A 17,908-nucleotide genomic window follows, 5' to 3' on the forward strand; every position below is an offset into this window, starting at 1 on the left:
GAACACGGTCCCGGGTCCGCTCTTGAGTTCCGTCATCAGTACAGCCACTGCAGAAAATGTGCGCAGTAATATTAACTCTACAGACAAGACCACTCAACATACGCTTCACTCCTGCTGGTCAGACACGCCGTATTCCAGACAGGTAGCAAGAACAGCGCGCTGGCAGTCTGTCACTTTATTTTTTCTTGTCTTCCAGTGCCAGGCGTGAAGCCGCCTTCTTGCGCAGGAAACGGAACAGCATGGTCGCCGCGATCACCGAGGCCAGCATCAGGAAGATGATCATGATGAATGGCTGCGTGGACAGATGCCACTTGATCCAGGTCCACCATGGCAGGCTGCCGCTGTAATAGGTATCACCGATCTGCGCATTGGCGACACGATCCCCCTTGATCAGCACCAGATCGCCCTGGAACTTGCTGCGCAGATCGGCCTTGTTCAAACCCATGGTCAGGTCAGCCAGGCTGGCGGAATCGCCTGAAGTCATGACAATGACATTGCGTCCGCTCGACAGAGGTGATTCAAATTGCATCATCGCACCGAAGGCATTGCCAGTCTTGGCCAGCATTTCACCAGCATGACGCTCCATCTGATCAAGGTCACGTCCGGACCAGCGTGTCACCAGGCGCAAGAACCCAGTAGGCAACTGCAGGCGATTGCCGGTTTCATCCATACTCATGGGCATATACTTGGACCACTGCTTGAGCAGGGGCAGATTGCCGCTGGTGCCGATCAGCAGAAAGTCCTTGTCGCTGAACTTTTCCACGTCGACACTGCGTATCAAAGTGCTGCTCAGTACCGGATAACCGGTTGACTCGCCCATGCGGCCCATGACGTTGAGGAACAACTCCATCTCTTGTACATTGGGACGATCAGGCATGACGATGGCAGTCTGTGACAGGTCAGCCATGCGAGTGAACGGAAAACCGGCATTGGCCATGTAGGCCAGGTTGGGCATGGCGGCATAGTGCGGCATATTGGAAAAATCGATGGTCGAATCCGGATCAATCGCGGAACGAACATTGTCCAGGTAGACGTCTTTACAGGCACCCTGTTTAGGGTAGTCGTAGAAGAAGTGGAATTGCAACTGATTCTCTGCACCGATGCGGAAAGTTGGCACCTGGATTTCATCCTGGGCAAAACGCTGACCATCCTTGAAGAACAGCATCACTGATTCCTTGATCTTGCCCTTTTCCACATGCGCGCCGGACAAAGGCAGGGAGCGCACGAATTCGTCATTGATACCGATGTTCAGCGTCGATTTGTCAACTGTAGGTCGTGGCGTGAAGCGATAGCGTAAATCGATGGGCACACCATCTTTTTGCCAGGTGAACAGGTCAGGCGCAACACGCAGGTTGACACGGATCAGGTCCGGTGTCAGGCCATTGACTTTCAATGCAGGCGGAGCAGCCAGTTCTCCAAACTTCACGGGCCTGTCGGTCGGCAGCCATTTTGGCGCATCATAAGGTTTGCGGGGATCGATTTCTTTCAGGTTCTTGATCAGGGCAGTGTCGCCCTGCATGGCGATCTGGCCCATGGTCAGTGCCTGTACGGCAGTCTTCAATTCACCAACGTCACGGCCCAGCACCAGCAAGAGCTTGGCTTTGGGGTTCATGGGGTTGGCCATGATGGCCAGGGTAGGACCGGCAATTGCCGGCAGCTTGACGCCGGCCGGGGCTTCGGTGGATGTGGCAAACAGCACGGCGTTACCGCGCGGCAGCGCATTGGCTTCAACCGGGAAACGGGCGCCACGGTAAGAAGACAGGTGACCAAACCAGGAGGCCACGACACCGGCATTGCGCAATACTTCCATTGACGGGGTGGCTGGCAGGATGAACGGCAGTTCCAGCAATTTATTATCGCGACGATCAAAGAAAGGCGCTGGCAACATGCCCAGGTCATTCGCCAGTGTCAGTGGCGAAACCGTCAGTTCCAGGTTCGAGGTATGGCTGACCTTGGCCCACAGACTGGAGTGATAAGGGTCTTCACATTCCCTGGTGTAGTGGCCGATCAGCTTGAAGCTGAGTTGATTGAAGTCGGCAAAAAAGCGCGGATCAATGACGTCTTCCCTGACGATGCCCTTGGAATTTTCGCGCGGCAGAGGGACTACGCTGACCAGTTCATTGTTGACCAATACCTGGATATGCGACAGGTCAGGCAGCAGGGCCGGTGAATAGGCGATACCGTACTTGATCTTGGCCGAGGTGATGACTTCGTCACTGCGTACCGTGAAAGGGAAGGAACGTTCACCTTCGGTGCCGCGCAATTCTATGCTGGAATTGACGCCTACCATGTCCTTGAGGCTGATGTTATAGGTTTTCTGGCCACCGATTATTGAGGTCGGCTGCAGGTCTTCGAGCGCCACTTTTTCCGGTACCGCCGCTTGTGCTGAGGCGCTTGCACTGGCACTGGCATGTTTGGATTTTGCCAGCACGTCATCTTGATGGGCAACACCTGCCAGACCACAGAGGATAGCCAGCGCCGTCGTGCTGCCTTTGCGCGAGAATTTGGCACGGATACTTGTCACGATGGTTTTCACGGTGGAGGCCTCTTTTGTCTTATTCATATGCTCTGTTTTTTCTGCTAGATATTGCTTGATACTGGTTCCAAACCGGCTAAATCCGCGCATGCTGTGATAAGCGATTTCACGCAAGCCATGCAGCGGGTGGTCAATGTCCCTGTCATTTGACCAGCTCAGCCAGACGTCGGCACGGCCTATGGTGCAATTGATGAGGTCCATCTCCTGTTGCAGATCAAGCGGCATGAATTGCACGCTGAGCAGGTTGTCCTTGAAGAAGACCGTCTTGGCCGGGAACACTGATTCACCATTGGTGCCATAGAGCGAAATCATCAGGTCTTCGTCACGGTTCATGTGGAAACCATCAGGTACCCTGAAGGACATGCCACCCATGGAAAAATCTTCGGTACGGCATACGATGGAGTGGCCATTATTAAGGCGCAGGGTAGCATTGAGCACCGCCCTGACCCGGTGGGTACGCCGGACCTGTTTCGACTCTGTCGCCACTGCCAGCGTTGCGCCCAGTATGACCAGGTTATAAATGGTCCACAACATGTTCAGGATGACGGTATCCATTTCATAGGTATTCCACCAGACGGCGCGACCTATGCCGACAAAAAAGCCCAGTACGTTCGCCCCCAGCATGATCAGGTAAGGCTTGGAAATGGTCCAGTCAAAATGCTCGTGTTCGACCAGACCACCCTTGGCCGTCACGTTGAACTTACCCAATTTGGGGTTGATCAGCGCCACCAGTGTCGGACGGAAAATATACCAGGCCAGCGTTGCCTCATACACTTCGGCCCAGAAGGAATGCCGGTGCGCTCCCTGTATGCGTGAGTTGGTCAGGTTGGCATGCAAGAGGTGCGGTAGCGAATAGGCGGCAATCGACAGGGCTGACGCCTTGATGATGTGGACTTCAAAGAACAGGTAAGACAGTGGCGCCAGCAAGAAAACCATGCGCGGCAGGCCATAGAAGAAATGCAGCATGGCATTGCTGTAGCAAAGCCGCTGACCAAAACTGAGCCCCTTTCCCAGCAGGGGATTATCGGTACGGAAAATCTGCGCCATGCCACGCGCCCAGCGTATACGCTGACCAACGTGGGCCGACAGGCTCTCGGTCGCCAGCCCGGCTGCCTGGGGCAAGGCCAGATAGGCGGTGTTATAACCAAGGCGCTGCATTTTCAATGCGGTGTGCGCATCTTCAGTCACGGTTTCAACGGCAATGCCGCCGACTTCTTCGAGGTAAGTGCGGCGCAGGATTGCGCAGGAACCGCAAAAGAAAGTCGCATTCCACAGATCGTTACCGTCCTGTATCAGGCCGTAGAACAGTTCACCTTCATTGGGCACATTGCGGAAGGTTTGCAGATTGCGTTCAAACGGGTCTGGTGACAGGAAATGGTGAGGCGTCTGTACCATGGCCAGTTTGGGGTCAACCAGGAACCAGCCCATCGTATACTGCAAAAACGATCGCGTCGGCATGTGATCGCAATCGAAAATCGCGACAAAATCACCGTTCGTGCGCTTCAGGGCGGCATTGATGTTGCCAGCCTTGGCATGGTTGTTATCGGCACGGGTAAAGCACTGGACACCGACCGAAGCGGCAAATTCGGCAAAGGCCGGACGGCGCCCGTCATCAAGGATGATGATGTTGAGCTTGTCCTTGGGCCAGTCCAGCCCCATTGCCGCCAGCACTGTCGGTTTCACCACGCTCAGGTCTTCGTTATAGCTGGGAATGAACAGGTCGATGGTGGGCCAGGTCGACGTATCCGCCGGCAGCATCACCGGTTTGCGCTTCAATGGCCAGGCAGTCTGCAGGTAACCGAGCAGGAGCACCGCCCAGGCGTAGACTTCCGCCATGATCAGCACCAGGGCAAAAAACAGGTCGATCAGGTTGTCGGTACCGATGGTATAGGTGATGCGCCAATAGATGTAACGGCTGGTGGCGCTGATGGAAAACATCACCATCACCAGTGAAATCAGGGTACCGGTATAGCGTCGAAGATATAGCGCAGTACCAAAAATGATGGTGGAAAACAGGGTCTGCAAAGGCAGGTCCAGCGGGATGCTGATACTGGACCAGTACAGGAACACGGCCACCAGCAGCGCCAGAAAACGCGGTATCTTGCCATCCCAGCCGCTCCAGTTGACCATGGAGCGCCCCAGGTCGTTGAGGCGACCGTACAGGTAACGGGAATTAAGTATCGAGCGCATCAATCAACCAATCTGAAATTAGTCTGTAACCAGGCGGTCAGTTCCTGCATGTCATGCGTTGCCGAACAGTGCTGGGAATAATAAGCCACCGGTGTCTGACAAGCCAGGGCCTCACTGACGGCTTCATCCCTGTGTATCGTTACGGGTATGAAGCGCTTGCCCAAACTGTTACGCAACATGCCAAACACGTCACGACTCAGCTGTTTTGACGCATCCATCTGGTTCAACAGATAACAATAGCCTAAAAAGTCCTTGCGCTGCCCACAATAATAGTCGATCAGCGATTCTATCGATGGTATCGTCGAATACGAGGCAGCATCCGGCTTCAATACCACCAGCGCATAATTTGCCACACTTAATACCTGTTGCAAATAGATACTGGGGCCTGGCGGTGTATCGATCAATACCACACTGTTGTCCGCCAGTTGCAGGCTGGCCAGGTGTTGCGCCAGCCATTTGGGGTTATCTTTTATGGTCTGCTCAAAATCACCGCGCTGATTTTCATCGACGCTGCCATAAGGCAGGAAATTCACGCCGTAGGCGCTTTCAAACAGGACACTCGTCCAGGTGCTGTCCATGGCCTCTTGCTGCGCAATGCCACTGGCATCTTCATGCGCCATGCCAAAGTGCAGACGCAGGGAATTTTGCGGATCCAGATCGAGTATCGTGACACGTGGCCCCAAACGGGCCAGGGACGCTGCCAGATTGGCAGTAGTTGTCGTTTTTCCTACGCCGCCTTTGGGCGAAATGACGGCAACAACCCTCATGGTTTAAATATTTTTTGAAAAAATGAGTTACTGCTCGTTTCCACAGGCCGGGGCTCTTCTTCCCTGCCGGCCAGGCGGCCAAAGACTGCGCTGACCGATTTATCCCTGGCCGCAGATTTATTGGCGGCAGCGGGTTTTGTTTCATCGCTGGCGGCAAACTGTCTGGCTGGCACGGTCGGTGCTGCCGGCGCGTTGTGCGCAACGGGCGAAGCGGCGACACTGGACAAAGGCTTGCGTACGGTCCTGGCTGGAGCTTCGTTATGTGCAGCAGACACGTGATTCGTCGCAGAGCTTACCGATGCAGCCTGCGCGCCCAGCAGGCGTGATGAAAATGGTCTGCGGTCCTGTGTTTCCCTTGCTGCCGCCGGTGCAGCCTCTCTTTGCGACGCTGGCATGATCTTGGACAGGAAGGCCGGTACGGCGGGGCTGGATACGGAAGCATCGCTCTCGGTTTCTTCTGCGGGATGCTGCTGTGTCAGTATCTGCTTCAGCGGTGTGACTAGCACCGGTTTTACCGTGCCTGTTGCCTGTTCTGCGCTTGCGGTTTTTACTGCTGCGGCCCTGCTTGCGGCTGATCGCATAGCCACCGGTTTGGGTGCTGTTCCCGCTTCATTCTCATGCGCGGCTGGTGCGACCATGACATCATCATGTTGCTGGACGCGGGCAGGTGTAGCGGCATGTAAATGAACATCACGCAGCAAAGGCCAGCGCTGCCTGGCCTGTTCGCTGTCTGCATCGCGCTTGATTTCGCGATAGGCGTCTGTCGATTGTCCAAATTTCTGAAATAAGTTTTTTACATCATCATCCATGATAGCCACCAGCCCAGGTTACTTGCCGCGTCACAAAAACAAGAAATTAACGACGTGTGAAATAAGACGGCTCATCCAACTGTTTTTTCAAATCAAATACAAACAACTGCCCTTCTTCGTAAGCGCCATCACGCTGGGTCAGGCGCAGACTCTTGTCCATGCCCAGGCCTTCAAACCATTGTGCATAGACGCCTTCAAGCAGGGCCGGCGACCAGTTCAGGGCATCCGGACCAAAAGCGACCTTCAGTGGCGCAGCATGGTGGGCAACCACCAGTGCATCGGCTTCTTCCACCAGTTCCACCCAACCCCAGTTCATGGCAGACCACACGCGGTTCATGCAGGCTTCCAGCGCCTGCAGGCTGCTGCCGTCAGTCACGTCGTAGCCCTTCGACATTGTGCGGCCCAACTGATGCATGAATGCACGCAAATCCTTCTCTTCACCCTTGGATGCAAATTCAGCAGAAAATGCGCCAAGAAAGGATCTCCATTGAACAGAGCATTGCTGCTCTTCATAATAATGGATCGTAGTTGTTGACATCTTGATTTAGCCCTTAGTTTTGACTCTTTCTCTATGCGCCGTATCGTGACATGCAAATCATAGAGCATGTTCATTCGTTGTGACTTTACCACTCGCTAATATTGGTAGTCCAGCCAAAGCAGATGGTCAAATGTCAACAATTAATAATAGAATCAAGGATTTATAGATATTTAATTATCTTGCATACCATTTTTACAATTGGGTCGCTAACGCCCCTCAGTTTGTGCACTATTCCATCGTAAATCCATTAATTTGGAATTTGCATTGCGCACCCGCATTCCGACCCGCATTCGTGGTCGGCAAACCGACTCAGGCAAGTCCGGGACAAGACTGTCAGTGCTGGCCTTGCAAGCCTGCTTCGAGCCAGTCGATGATTTTTCGTATGGTTTGCGAAGCCGGATTGTCCGGTTTGTATTCGAGTATGGGCCGCTCAAAGGCGAGCGCCTCTTCGACTTGCGGACTTTCCTGCACGATGAAAGGGACCATACGTTCACCGAGTCTGTCGGCAATCAGGGCAACCACATCCTGTGCCAGTTGCCGTTTCGACCCCTGATTGACGATATAGGCAGAACCGACATCGGCCTGGCTGCGATGGCCGTAGGTGGCAATCAACTCTTCCATTTCAGGCAGGGTTGAATAAGAGGCCGCATCAGCCAATACCACCACCAGCAAAAAGTCAGCGGCATGGATGGCCTGTTTCAGATATACGGACGGCCCCGGTGGCGTATCCAGCAGGACGATGGTATCGTTTGCCAGCCTGGCTGCCTGCAGTTTTTTGCGCAACCAGGATTCCTGCTCTTCCAGCATTTTTTCAAAACGCATGCGCTGTACTTCACCACCATGACCAAATGGGACGAAGTTGACACCAAAGGGGCTGGTATAACAGGCGTCCATCAATTTTGCCCGCGCGCCAGTCAACAGGCTGACGCCGTTATTCTCACCCTCTTCAAGCCCGCCCAGATGCCATTGCATGGCATTTTGCGGGTCGAGGTCTATGATGGTGACAGGATAGCCGCGCTCTGCAAAACCAACGCCAAGATTGGCAGTGATCGTGGTCTTGCCGACGCCGCCTTTGGCTGACACTATCGCAATGACTATCATGCCTGCGACTCCGGCATGACTGCAGTTGCGCTTACACAGGGCATCAGGCCGTTCCCCCGACTGTCAGGCCTTCTATTCGCAAGCTCGGCTGGCCGACACCGACAGGCAGGCTCTGCCCTTCCTTGCCGCAGACGCCTATGCCAGCATCAAGACGCAGGTCATTGCCTATCATGCTGACATGATTCAACACCTCAGGTCCATTGCCGATCAGGGTTGCGCCCTTGACCGGATAAGCGATCTTGCCGTTTTCTATCATGTACGCTTCGCTGGCTGAAAAAACAAATTTGCCATTCGTGATATCCACCTGACCGCCGCCAAAGTTGACTGCGTAAAGACCATTTTTAACGGATGCAAGAATTTCTTCCGGGTCTTTGTCACCAGCCAGCATATAAGTGTTGGTCATGCGCGGCATGGGCAGGTGGGCGAAGGATTCACGCCTGGCGTTGCCGGTTACCGGCATTTTCATCAGACGGGCATTCATGGTGTCCTGCATGTAGCCCTTGAGTATGCCGTCTTCGATCAGGGTGGTGCACTGGGTCGGATTGCCTTCATCGTCCATGTTCAGCGAACCACGGCGGTTCGCCATGGTGCCGTCATCGACGACAGTGACGCCTTTGGCAGCCACACGCTGGCCGATGCGGCCGGAGAAGGTGCTCGAACCCTTGCGGTTGAAATCACCTTCCAGGCCGTGACCGATGGCTTCGTGCAGCAGCACGCCAGGCCAGCCAGGACCAAGTACCACGGTCATCACGCCAGCCGGTGCCGGACGCGCTTCCAGGTTGACCAGGGCAGACTTGACTGCTTCATCGGCATATTGCTCAAGCAGGGCGTCAGTGAAATACGAATAGTCGTAACGGCCACCGCCACCGCTGTTGCCCATTTCACGACGACCATTCTGTTCGGCGATGACAGTCAGCGAAACGCGTACCAGCGGGCGGATATCAGCGGCGATGACACCGTCGCTGCGCGCCACCAGCACGACATCGTATTCACCGGCCATATTCGCCATGACCTGTACAATGCGCGGGTCTTTGGCCCTGGCGATCTTTTCCAGTTTTTCCAGCAACAGGACTTTCTGATTGGCATCCATGGAATGCAGGGGGTCGTCACGCAGATACAGCGAGCGCCCGTCCAGCCCCTGCAAGCCTGACGCCACCTGAATTTTGCCGGAACCCTGGCGGGCGATGGTGCGTGTCGCCTTGGCGGCGTCAAACAACGCCTGCTCGGAGATTTCATCCGAATACGAGAACGCCGTCTTGTCGCCAGATACGGCACGGACGCCCACACCCTGGTCGATAGAAAAGCTGCCGGTCTTGACAATGCCTTCTTCAAGGCTCCAGCCTTCGTTGCGGGTGAACTGGAAATACAGGTCGGCATAATCAACCTTGTGGGTGAACATGCTGGCCAGCACTTTGCTGAGCTTGGCCTCATCCAGGCCAAAAGGGGTCAGCAAAATGTCGCGGGCGATGGCAAGATGGCTCATGGCGGGATCAAATGGTGTCATAAATAGTCTGTTCGGTGTTGCAGGTGAATTGCAAAGGTATTACACATAAGCTGCAAACAAGCCCTGGCGAGATAGCGCTCAAGCTGCAAGGCATATTTGCACAAGTACTTACATTGTAGAGCATCTGCGCTGTTCACTGGGAGCAAGGCAGAATAACACTGTGCTTTTTACAACTTGCGATGCCGCAGTGCGGGCAGGCTCTCGCGTATGCTGGCAATCACGGTTTCATCAATATCGCCGCTGACGATGCCCTCGCCTTCCTCCAGCAGGTTCAATATCTTGCCCCAGGGATCAATCAGCATGCTATGGCCCCAGGTCCGGCGGCCATTGACATGCTTGCCGCCCTGACCGCAGGCCAGCACATAACATTGATTTTCTATGGCCCTGGCACGTAACAGGATTTCCCAGTGGGCCTGACCGGTGGTATAGGTAAAGGCGGCAGGAACCACAATCAGCGAGCAGGTACCGAGCGTGCGATACAGCTCAGGGAAGCGCAGGTCATAGCAGATCGACAGGGCAACCTGGCCGAAACCGGCATCAAAACTGCTGACCTGGCCACCTGCAACGATGGTGCGCGCTTCTTCATAGGATTCATCCCCCTTGCTAAAGCCAAACAGATGTATCTTGTCGTAGCGGGCGACCTGCCGCCCTTCGGGGTTGAATACGAGCGTGCTGTTGAGTACCTTGCCCGCTTCCGGCGCCTGCAGAGGAATGGTGCCGCCGATCAGCCAGACGCCAAGACTGCGGGCCATGTCCGCCATGAAAGCCTGCATGGTCCCCTTATCATCCGCTGCATCAGCCGGTTCTGCAATGTCCACCTTGTCGGTTTCCTGCATGCCCATCAACGGCCAGTATTCAGGCAACAACAGCATTTTTGCGCCCTCATCTGCCGCTTGCTGCATCAGGCGTCTGGCCGTTGCCAGGTTTTCTGACAGCACCGGTGTGGAAATCATTTGTATCGCTGCGATTTTCATAACATCCTCATGTAATCTGCTCGTAACAAGACTGGTCGTCATTTATGATTTGCTGGCGGCCTTGTTGTTTGACTGTGCGCTGTCGCGACCTTCCAGCTTGGTCACCGTCGGCTCTTTCCATGAACCGCTGACCTTGTATTCAAACGTGAAAGCCTTGCTCAAGGGCTCACGTAAAAACACCTGCGCCAAAAAGGTGCCAAGGCCAATCACGGGATTGACCGCCAGACCATACAGGACCGATGCCGTGCCGACATTGACGACGGGTATCACGGTCACATGCAGGTCCTGTGATTCCTTGACGATATCAGCATTACCTTGCAGCAATACCGTCGCATTCACACCCAGCATTTTCAGGTTATCAGTCTTTGCCACACCCTGCTGTATCTGGGCTATACCGGCAATCGAATCAAAGGCAAAACCGTCTGAAAACACATCACGGAAATCCAGCGTCAGACGGCGTGGCAGCGATTGCAGGCTCAATACACCCAGCAATTTGGCAGCACCAGGGTCTACCTTCAAAAATTGCCCGCTGGAAAGCACCATCTTGATGCTGCCATTCATGCTTGGTATATCCATGGAAAATGGTAACCCATTCCAGTGAACCTCGCCTTCGAGCTTGCCGCGACCACCACGCAAGACATCGGCAAAGCCCAGGCGCTCCAGCAATTTGCCGGAATTGTTAATGTCAAGCACATAGTTCAATTGCGTCCGTCCGTCACCGGTCAGACTTTCCCATTTGCCGCTGGCATTGAACTCTGCATCAGCATTCTTGAGCAAGAGCTTGCTGATCTGCCATTCGCGCCCCACACCCTGGGCACCAAGCTGGTTCACTGCGGCCAGCTCAAGCTGGCCAAGCTTTTTGTTAAACAGCTCAAAATTTTCAGCCACGATGTCAAGGGCGGGAATCTGGGTGGTCGTACTTTTCCCCTCCAGCAACTCGCTGACATCAGCGGCAGCTGATTTGGGAATGATCAGATTGCTTAAACGTGCCGTCACACTGCCCAGTCCCTGCCCGCCCGCGCCTTCGTTCCAGGTCAGGTAACCGGCAGCCTGGTTGGAGTAAATATTTGCCTGCCAGACATTTCGTTGGCGCGACACGCCAACCACGACGTTTTCAAGGGTCTTGCCCATGATATGCAGTTCAGGCGTCCTGGCCGCCATGGTCGTCGGTTCTATGTAGGGCGACAGATCAAGATCAACCATGTCCCTGTCCGTGCCTGGTGCAGACGCCTGGGCTGCACTTGTCGCAACCACATTGCCCGGTGCCGGTGTCAGCTTGCGCCATTCATCGATATTGAGCGACTTCAGATCGACATTTGCATTCAAACCGCTGTCAGGCTCAGGGGCTGGCGCATTTACCCCTATGCCGCCACGCACAACCTGCCAGGGGCCATTGGCTGGTTTTTGCCTGAAATACCTGGCATTGATGGCATTGCCTGATGCACTGCCAAGAGTGACACGGATTTCATCACGCAGACTTTGCGCATCCATACCCGGTTGCGGCAACAGTTCAAAATGCAGGGGCATGGTTTCATTTATCCCCTTTTTCAGGGGCATGGGAAAATTCAATGCCATGCCCGCCAGACTGGAATCGATGATGATCTCCGGCTGACGCTTTTTCACATGGATACTGGCCGTGTAACGGCTGGCACCGCTGATGCGATCACCAAGCTTGTCTGCCATGGAAGCCGGCATGATCTTGCGCACGCCTTCGGCAGTGATGCCGCCGTCCAGCCTGACTTTCACACTATTATCCTTTTGCGAACCACCGGTAATCTGTACCGGTCCACCGAGCGCCGCGCCCTTGAGCGTGCCCAGATTAACGCCAGTCTCGTTGAATTCCAGCTTGCCATTGAGGCCGGTCACTTGCGGGATACCTGGCTGCAGGACCACATCATTATTGGCAAATTGCAAAATTCCCAGTACCTTGGCGTCAATCAGGTGCTGCAAGGGCAATTGCAGCTTCAGTGACAGGGCTGACGATGCGCTGGCTTTGGTCTCTTTCAGGAAATGGCCAAGCCAGCCACTGACCGGGCTGGCCCCGACATAAGCGAGCATGTTTTGCAAATTGCCGCTGGCCTGCCCATCGATATTGAGCACGGCGCCATGGATGGACAGGTCAGGAATGATGGCCTTGACCTTTTTCAGGTCTACGCCAAGCGTGCGCGCCGTATCGCCGCTGATTTCCATCCTGGCCTTATCAAAGACAAAGCCACCCTTGATATCTTCGATGACCGGCCACAGGGGCTTGCCTTCTTCATTCAACTGGGCTGCGGCAAAATCAAGTTTGCCGCCAGTCAGGTTGCCCTTGACCAGGAATTCGCCTTTATGGGCTTTCTTGCCATCATTACTGTTGAAAGGAAAATGCGCCAGATCGCCGCGCAAACGCACACTGACATCATCAGCCCTGCCTTCCAGGATGGCATTGAGCAGCCAGTGACGTAAATGTTCTTCCGCCGCGACCGGGATGTAACGGTCAAGCTGTTTCAGGTCAAAACCGGTGATACTGCCTGTCAGGTCCACCTCACCCGGTTGCGCCTCGACGCCATGCCGCATGGACATGATGTGCTTGCCAGTCAGGGTGGCATGCATATCTTCTTGCTGGGCATCCATTTTATCGATCTGGAAGATCAGTTTGTCCTGTTCGACAAACTGCCATCCGGCTTGCATGTACAGGCGCGAAAACGGCATCAGCGGATCAACGAAATAACTGGGCAGTCGCAAGGACAGGTCCCTGGAGTCAAGCAGGAACTTACCGCCCTTGTCATTCGCCTCTATGCTGCCGGACAGGTTTTCAAACCCGGGTATGGCCGGCACTGCCGCCTTGGCAGGCAATTGGGCAGTCTTGGGCCGGGACAGTTGTGCCGCCTGCGCCAGCATTGACAGATTGATGAACTGCCCCTTGATGCTATAGGAAGACACATCGGGATAAGCGCCCTGCCACTTTGCCGCAAAGTCCTTCAATTGCCCCTTGGGGGCAAAGTCCACCAGCATCTGACGCTGGTCTTTGGGCAAGGGCAGGTGTTCGGCAAAATTTGCCAGTGTCTGCAAGTCCAGGGTCTTGGCGTACAGTTCCACGGTTTCCGGCTGGCCTTTTTCACCGGGGGTAAAGGTTTCCCTGATGGTGGTGACCGGCAACTGCTGACCATCGCGGGTTCGCATCGAGAAATCAATCAGCGATACACTGTGGCCAGACTGTCCCAGGAATGATGCCAGAAACCGCTGTTTGGCGGTTGCCTTTTCACTGGCAACCAGGCGACCGCTGACCAGGGCCATGTCCAGCTCAGGCAAATCGGCGCGGAACTTGCCCTGCACATCGGCCAGACTCAGGTCGGCGGTCAGTTCAGCCATCCTGCCCTTGTCCAGGCGCATCCAGGCCCGCACCGAACCATAGGCTTTTTTGACATCGGCCGGATAATCGACGAAGGTTTTCAGTGCAGCCAGATCGGTACGGCGCAGGTCGGTATACAGTTCACCGGTCCACAAAGAGACATCAGAAATCTTTTGTGCAAACACCGGATGCATGAAATCACCGCGAATATCAAGCGGTGCCGACAGGCTGGCATCAGGTATGGCCTTGAGCGCAAACTTGTGGTGACGCCACTGGTTCTGTAACAGGAAACTGACGCGCGGCAGGTTCAGTTCAGCGCCGTTACGCATCTTGTCAGTCCAGCGCAACGCGCCATTGCGGATGTAGATCTCGTGCTGGGCCAATACCCAGTCCAGGCCCTGTCCCTTGCCTTCACCGGCCGGGTCGATATAAAAACTGCCGACATAAATCTTGCCGTCAGCCTCCCTGCGCAGATCCAGGCTGGGCTTGTCGATGACAATACGCTCAAAGCGCAGGTCAGCCACTGCCAGCGACCACCATGACAATGTAGCCGACACCTCGGGCAATACCAGGGCCTGGCCGCCCTGTTTGTCGTACATCACCACGTTTTCCAGCATGAATTGCGGCTTCAGTCCCTGCCAGGAGGCTTGCAGTTTGTCTATCTTTAACTGTCTGCCCAGCGAAGAAGAAATCGCCTGTTCGATATCAGGCTTATAGCGGTCAACATTCGGCAATACTGCGTAGCGCAGTATCAGGACCAGGATACAGAACAGAAAATACAAAGACAGGATGAGCCTGAGCGTAAAACGCAGGCTTTTGTCGCAGGTGCGCCAGGTGAAACGGCAAAGCCGCCAGAAATGGCCCGGGCCTGGCCTTTTGCTCACTGCCTTATTGTTAGCAATGTGTTCTTGATCTGCTTGTGTCATTGCTAAAGTGTAATTTATTTGTAAGTCAAACTTGCGTAAGAATAATTAAATTTGCAAAAAAGCAAAATCTTTATTTATCCTTGCGTAAATCCTCACATCCTGGGACCTGCTGCCGTCCGCCGACAAACTTCCCATCTCAACACCTTAGCACTTCTTCATTGCTATTGCTGCAACTGCAATGTCTGTTCAATCTTCAGGCCGGAACACCTCCAGCCCTGCTTTCCCACGCATAAACTGCCCAGTCTCTATTCTGCCAGAGCACGCTGTACTGGCAAATACTTTGCTGCCTCGCCATCACTACCTGCATACCTCTGATCGGCCTAATCGCTTAAAATCGATGTCAACTCTGGCAAACTGACAAAACATGATGACCGCAAGCACCAACCTCCATGCCGACATTCTCCAGGCATCCCGATTTTTCAATCATTGTCTGCAGGCAGATCCCGACAGAGCCGAACTTTTGCAGCAAGTTTCTGGATTATCCTTGAGCACGGACGATTTTGCGCATTTTTTACAAAAAGAAATTTATGCAGGTGCCAGTCTTAACAAAGCCATGCGCCGCCTGCGCAAACTGGTGGTCTGCACGCTGATCAAGCGAGACCTGTGCGGTCAGGCAAATTTTGATGAAGTAGCAACAACAATCAGCCTGTTTGCCGATTTTGTGGTGCAACAGCATCTGCAAGCCCTGAACCTGGAAATGCAGGCCCTGTACGGCACACCGACGGGCGAAGAAAGCGGCAACGAACAAGTGCTGATCGTGCTGGGCATGGGCAAGCTGGGCGGCTATGAACTCAATGTCTCATCCGATATAGACCTGATTTTTTGCTATGCCGAAGACGGCGAGACCCAGGTACAGGATGCCAGCCAGCGCAGCCTGTCCAATCATGAATACTTCAATCGCCTGGGCAAGAAACTGATTGCCGCCATATCCGAAGTGACCGAGGATGGCTACAGTTTCCGCGTTGACATGGCCTTGCGGCCCAATGGCGCATCCGGTCCTCTGGTTGCCAGCTTCAATATGATAGAAGAATATTTCCTGATACAGGGACGTGAGTGGGAACGTTATGCCTGGGTCAAGGCGCGCGCCATGACGGGCAATCCCGATGATATTGCCGCACTGGAAAAAATCATCCGCCCTTTTGTGTATCGCCGTTACCTCGACTTTGGCGCCATTGACTCATTGCGTTCCATGCATGCACAAATACGGGCAGAAGTCGTACGGCAAGAAACCAAGCACCCTGAGCGCAGCAATAATGTCAAACTTGGTCGTGGCGGCATACGCGAAGTGGAGTTCCTGGCCCAGGTCTTCCAGTTGATACGCGGCGGTCGTGACGCCAGCCTGCGTGACCGTTCCACCCGCAGGACCCTGCAAACACTGGCTGACAAGGGTATACTTGACGCTGGCGTGATTGAAAAACTGCTGCTGTCCTACGAGTTCTTGCGTAACCTGGAACACCGGCTGCAATACCTCGACGACGCCCAGACTCATACCTTCCCTGCCCGCGAAGAAGATCAGCAAAAAATCGCCCTGATGATGCATTGCGGCAGCGTCGCAGAGTTGCTGGAAAAGTTGCGCCCCCATCGCGATTTCATTGCAGAGCAGTTTGACGCCATCTTCCGTGACAAGGCCGACAATAGCGGTGAAAATGAACAGGGCATGCTGGCTGTGAGCCTGGCCAGCCCCGACAGTGACGAGTTGATCGCCGCCCACCTGAGCAGCCTGGGTCTCTCGACTGAGGTCACTCGGGCAGTGTCGCAAAGATTGCTGGCCACCTGGCAGTCACCCAAAGTACAGGCTTTGTCAGAATCAAGCCGCATCAAGCTGGTGTCTCTGCTCAACAATGCCCTCAACATCATCGCCCGTCAGCGTGACAACCAGGTATTGGCCTGGCACCGCCTGCTCGATTTCATGGAAGCCATCGCCCGCCGCGCAGCCTATCTATCCCTGCTGACCGAATATCCGCATGCACTGGCAAGGGTGATACGGATGATGGCGGCCTCCGACTGGGCGGCAAAATTCCTGACGCGCCACCCCATACTGCTTGATGAATTGCTCGATGAAGCATCATTGCATGAGCATCCTGACTGGCCAGCCTTCCAGCTGGACCTGCAACATCACTTGCAGCAGCATCAGGGCGATACTGAAAGGCAGATGGAAACCCTGCGTGAAATGCATCATGCCATGCAGTTCCGCCTGCTGGCGCAAGACCTGGAAGGCCAGCTCAGCGTAGAACACCTGGCCGACGAATTATCGCAACTGGCGGACATCATCGTCGCTGCCGTCCTGCAATCGGCCTGGGAAACCATCGCCAGCCGCCACCGGCCAGAGCCACGCTTTGCCGTCATCGCCTATGGCAAACAGGGAGGCAAGGAACTGGGCTATGCGTCCGACCTTGACGTGATCTTTTTATATGAAGACGAAGACCAGGATGCACCGGCCAATTATGCCAAGCTGGGGCAGCGCTTCATCACCTGGATGACCAGCCACACACCGGCCGGCATCCTGTTTGATATCGACATTGCCCTGCGCCCTGACGGCGCCAGCGGTTTGCTGGTGTCCTCGGTAGCATCGTTTGCCCGTTACCAGGAAAAATCGGCCTGGCTGTGGGAACACCAGGCCCTGACCCGCGCCCGCTTTTGTGCCGGCGACGCTGCCATAGGCGAACAGTTTGAGCAGATCCGCGAGCAGGTTTTACGGCAAACCAGGGATGCTGAAAAATTGCGCATGGAAGTCGTCAACATGCGTAAGAAAATGCGTGATGCGCATGTCAACCGCAGCGAACTGTTTGATCTCAAGCACGATGCCGGCGGCATGATAGACATAGAATTCATCGTACAATTCCTGGTCCTGAAATATGCCGGCCAGCACCCGTCGCTCACAGCCAACAAGGGCAATATCGCTTTGCTCAAACGCTGTGCTGAACTGGGTCTGATCGATGCGCAACTGGCAGAGCACACCGCCAATGCCTATCGTCTCTACCGCAAACTCCAGCACGGCATACGGCTTCAGGGTGAAGACAGGGCCAGGGTATTACCTGAGCTGGTAGAACAAGAGGCAGCAACCACACGGGCCTTGTGGCACCAGTTGTTTGATCAGGTGACGAATGCTGATCAATGATCAAACGAGCGATCAAATATAGACAAACGCGGTGTCCCCGCATTGGAGAACACCGCGCTTTTTCCTGATCGGCCCTGCCAGACTGCTTATGTCGGCATGAACCTAGCCAGATAC

General features: G+C 54.6%; 9 protein-coding genes. 1 reads left to right on the forward strand and 8 read right to left on the reverse strand.

The features are described from left to right. Positions 1-175 precede the first annotated feature (175 nt). The 8 genes from bcsA to LZ463_RS27500 form a co-directional block, all read right to left on the reverse strand. Positions 176-4,726 carry a UDP-forming cellulose synthase catalytic subunit gene (bcsA, locus tag LZ463_RS29310; protein WP_489686158.1) on the reverse strand — a complete coding sequence of 1,517 codons (4,551 nt, stop codon included), beginning with the start codon at positions 4,724-4,726 and terminating at the stop codon, positions 176-178. Next, entirely contained in the window at positions 4,726-5,493 is a 768-nt protein-coding gene (bcsQ, locus tag LZ463_RS27470) for a cellulose biosynthesis protein BcsQ (protein WP_241459517.1), read from the reverse strand. Before bcsQ (LZ463_RS27470) ends, bcsA begins: the two co-directional genes overlap by 1 nt. Continuing rightward, complete coding sequence (bcsP, locus tag LZ463_RS27475) at positions 5,490-6,302, reverse strand: cellulose biosynthesis protein BcsP (protein ID WP_241459518.1); 813 nt, start codon at positions 6,300-6,302, stop codon at positions 5,490-5,492. Before bcsP ends, bcsQ (LZ463_RS27470) begins: the two co-directional genes overlap by 4 nt. A gap of 46 nt (positions 6,303-6,348) precedes the next feature. Then, the gene (gene bcsD / locus LZ463_RS27480; RefSeq protein ID WP_241459519.1) at positions 6,349-6,840 is read right to left on the reverse strand and encodes a cellulose biosynthesis protein BcsD; all 492 of its coding nucleotides are present in this window, start codon (positions 6,838-6,840) and stop codon (positions 6,349-6,351) included. A gap of 333 nt (positions 6,841-7,173) precedes the next feature. Beyond that, on the reverse strand, positions 7,174-7,941 hold the full coding sequence (gene bcsQ, locus LZ463_RS27485) for a cellulose biosynthesis protein BcsQ (protein ID WP_241459520.1): 768 nt from the start codon (positions 7,939-7,941) through the stop codon (positions 7,174-7,176). 43 nt (positions 7,942-7,984) lie between these two features. Beyond that, positions 7,985-9,445, reverse strand: coding sequence for a metalloprotease TldD (gene tldD / locus LZ463_RS27490; protein ID WP_241459521.1), 1,461 nt, complete (start codon positions 9,443-9,445; stop codon positions 7,985-7,987). A 167-nt stretch (positions 9,446-9,612) separates the two neighbouring features. Beyond that, positions 9,613-10,419 (reverse strand): carbon-nitrogen hydrolase family protein, encoded by an 807-nt coding sequence (locus LZ463_RS27495; RefSeq protein ID WP_241459522.1) that lies wholly within the window; start codon positions 10,417-10,419, stop codon positions 9,613-9,615. A 42-nt stretch (positions 10,420-10,461) separates the two neighbouring features. Then, the gene (locus LZ463_RS27500; RefSeq protein ID WP_241459523.1) at positions 10,462-14,634 is read right to left on the reverse strand and encodes a YhdP family protein; all 4,173 of its coding nucleotides are present in this window, start codon (positions 14,632-14,634) and stop codon (positions 10,462-10,464) included. Positions 14,635-15,043: 409 nt separating this feature from the next. Here LZ463_RS27500 and glnE point away from each other — a divergent pair, with 409 nt between their 5' ends. Further along, complete coding sequence (gene glnE, locus LZ463_RS27505; RefSeq protein WP_241459525.1) at positions 15,044-17,794, forward strand: bifunctional [glutamate--ammonia ligase]-adenylyl-L-tyrosine phosphorylase/[glutamate--ammonia-ligase] adenylyltransferase; 2,751 nt, start codon at positions 15,044-15,046, stop codon at positions 17,792-17,794. The last annotated feature ends 114 nt before the right edge of the window (positions 17,795-17,908 follow it).

The sequence above is a fragment of the Undibacterium paludis genome (assembly GCF_022568815.1).
Taxonomy (GTDB): Bacteria; Pseudomonadota; Gammaproteobacteria; order Burkholderiales; family Burkholderiaceae_D; genus Undibacterium.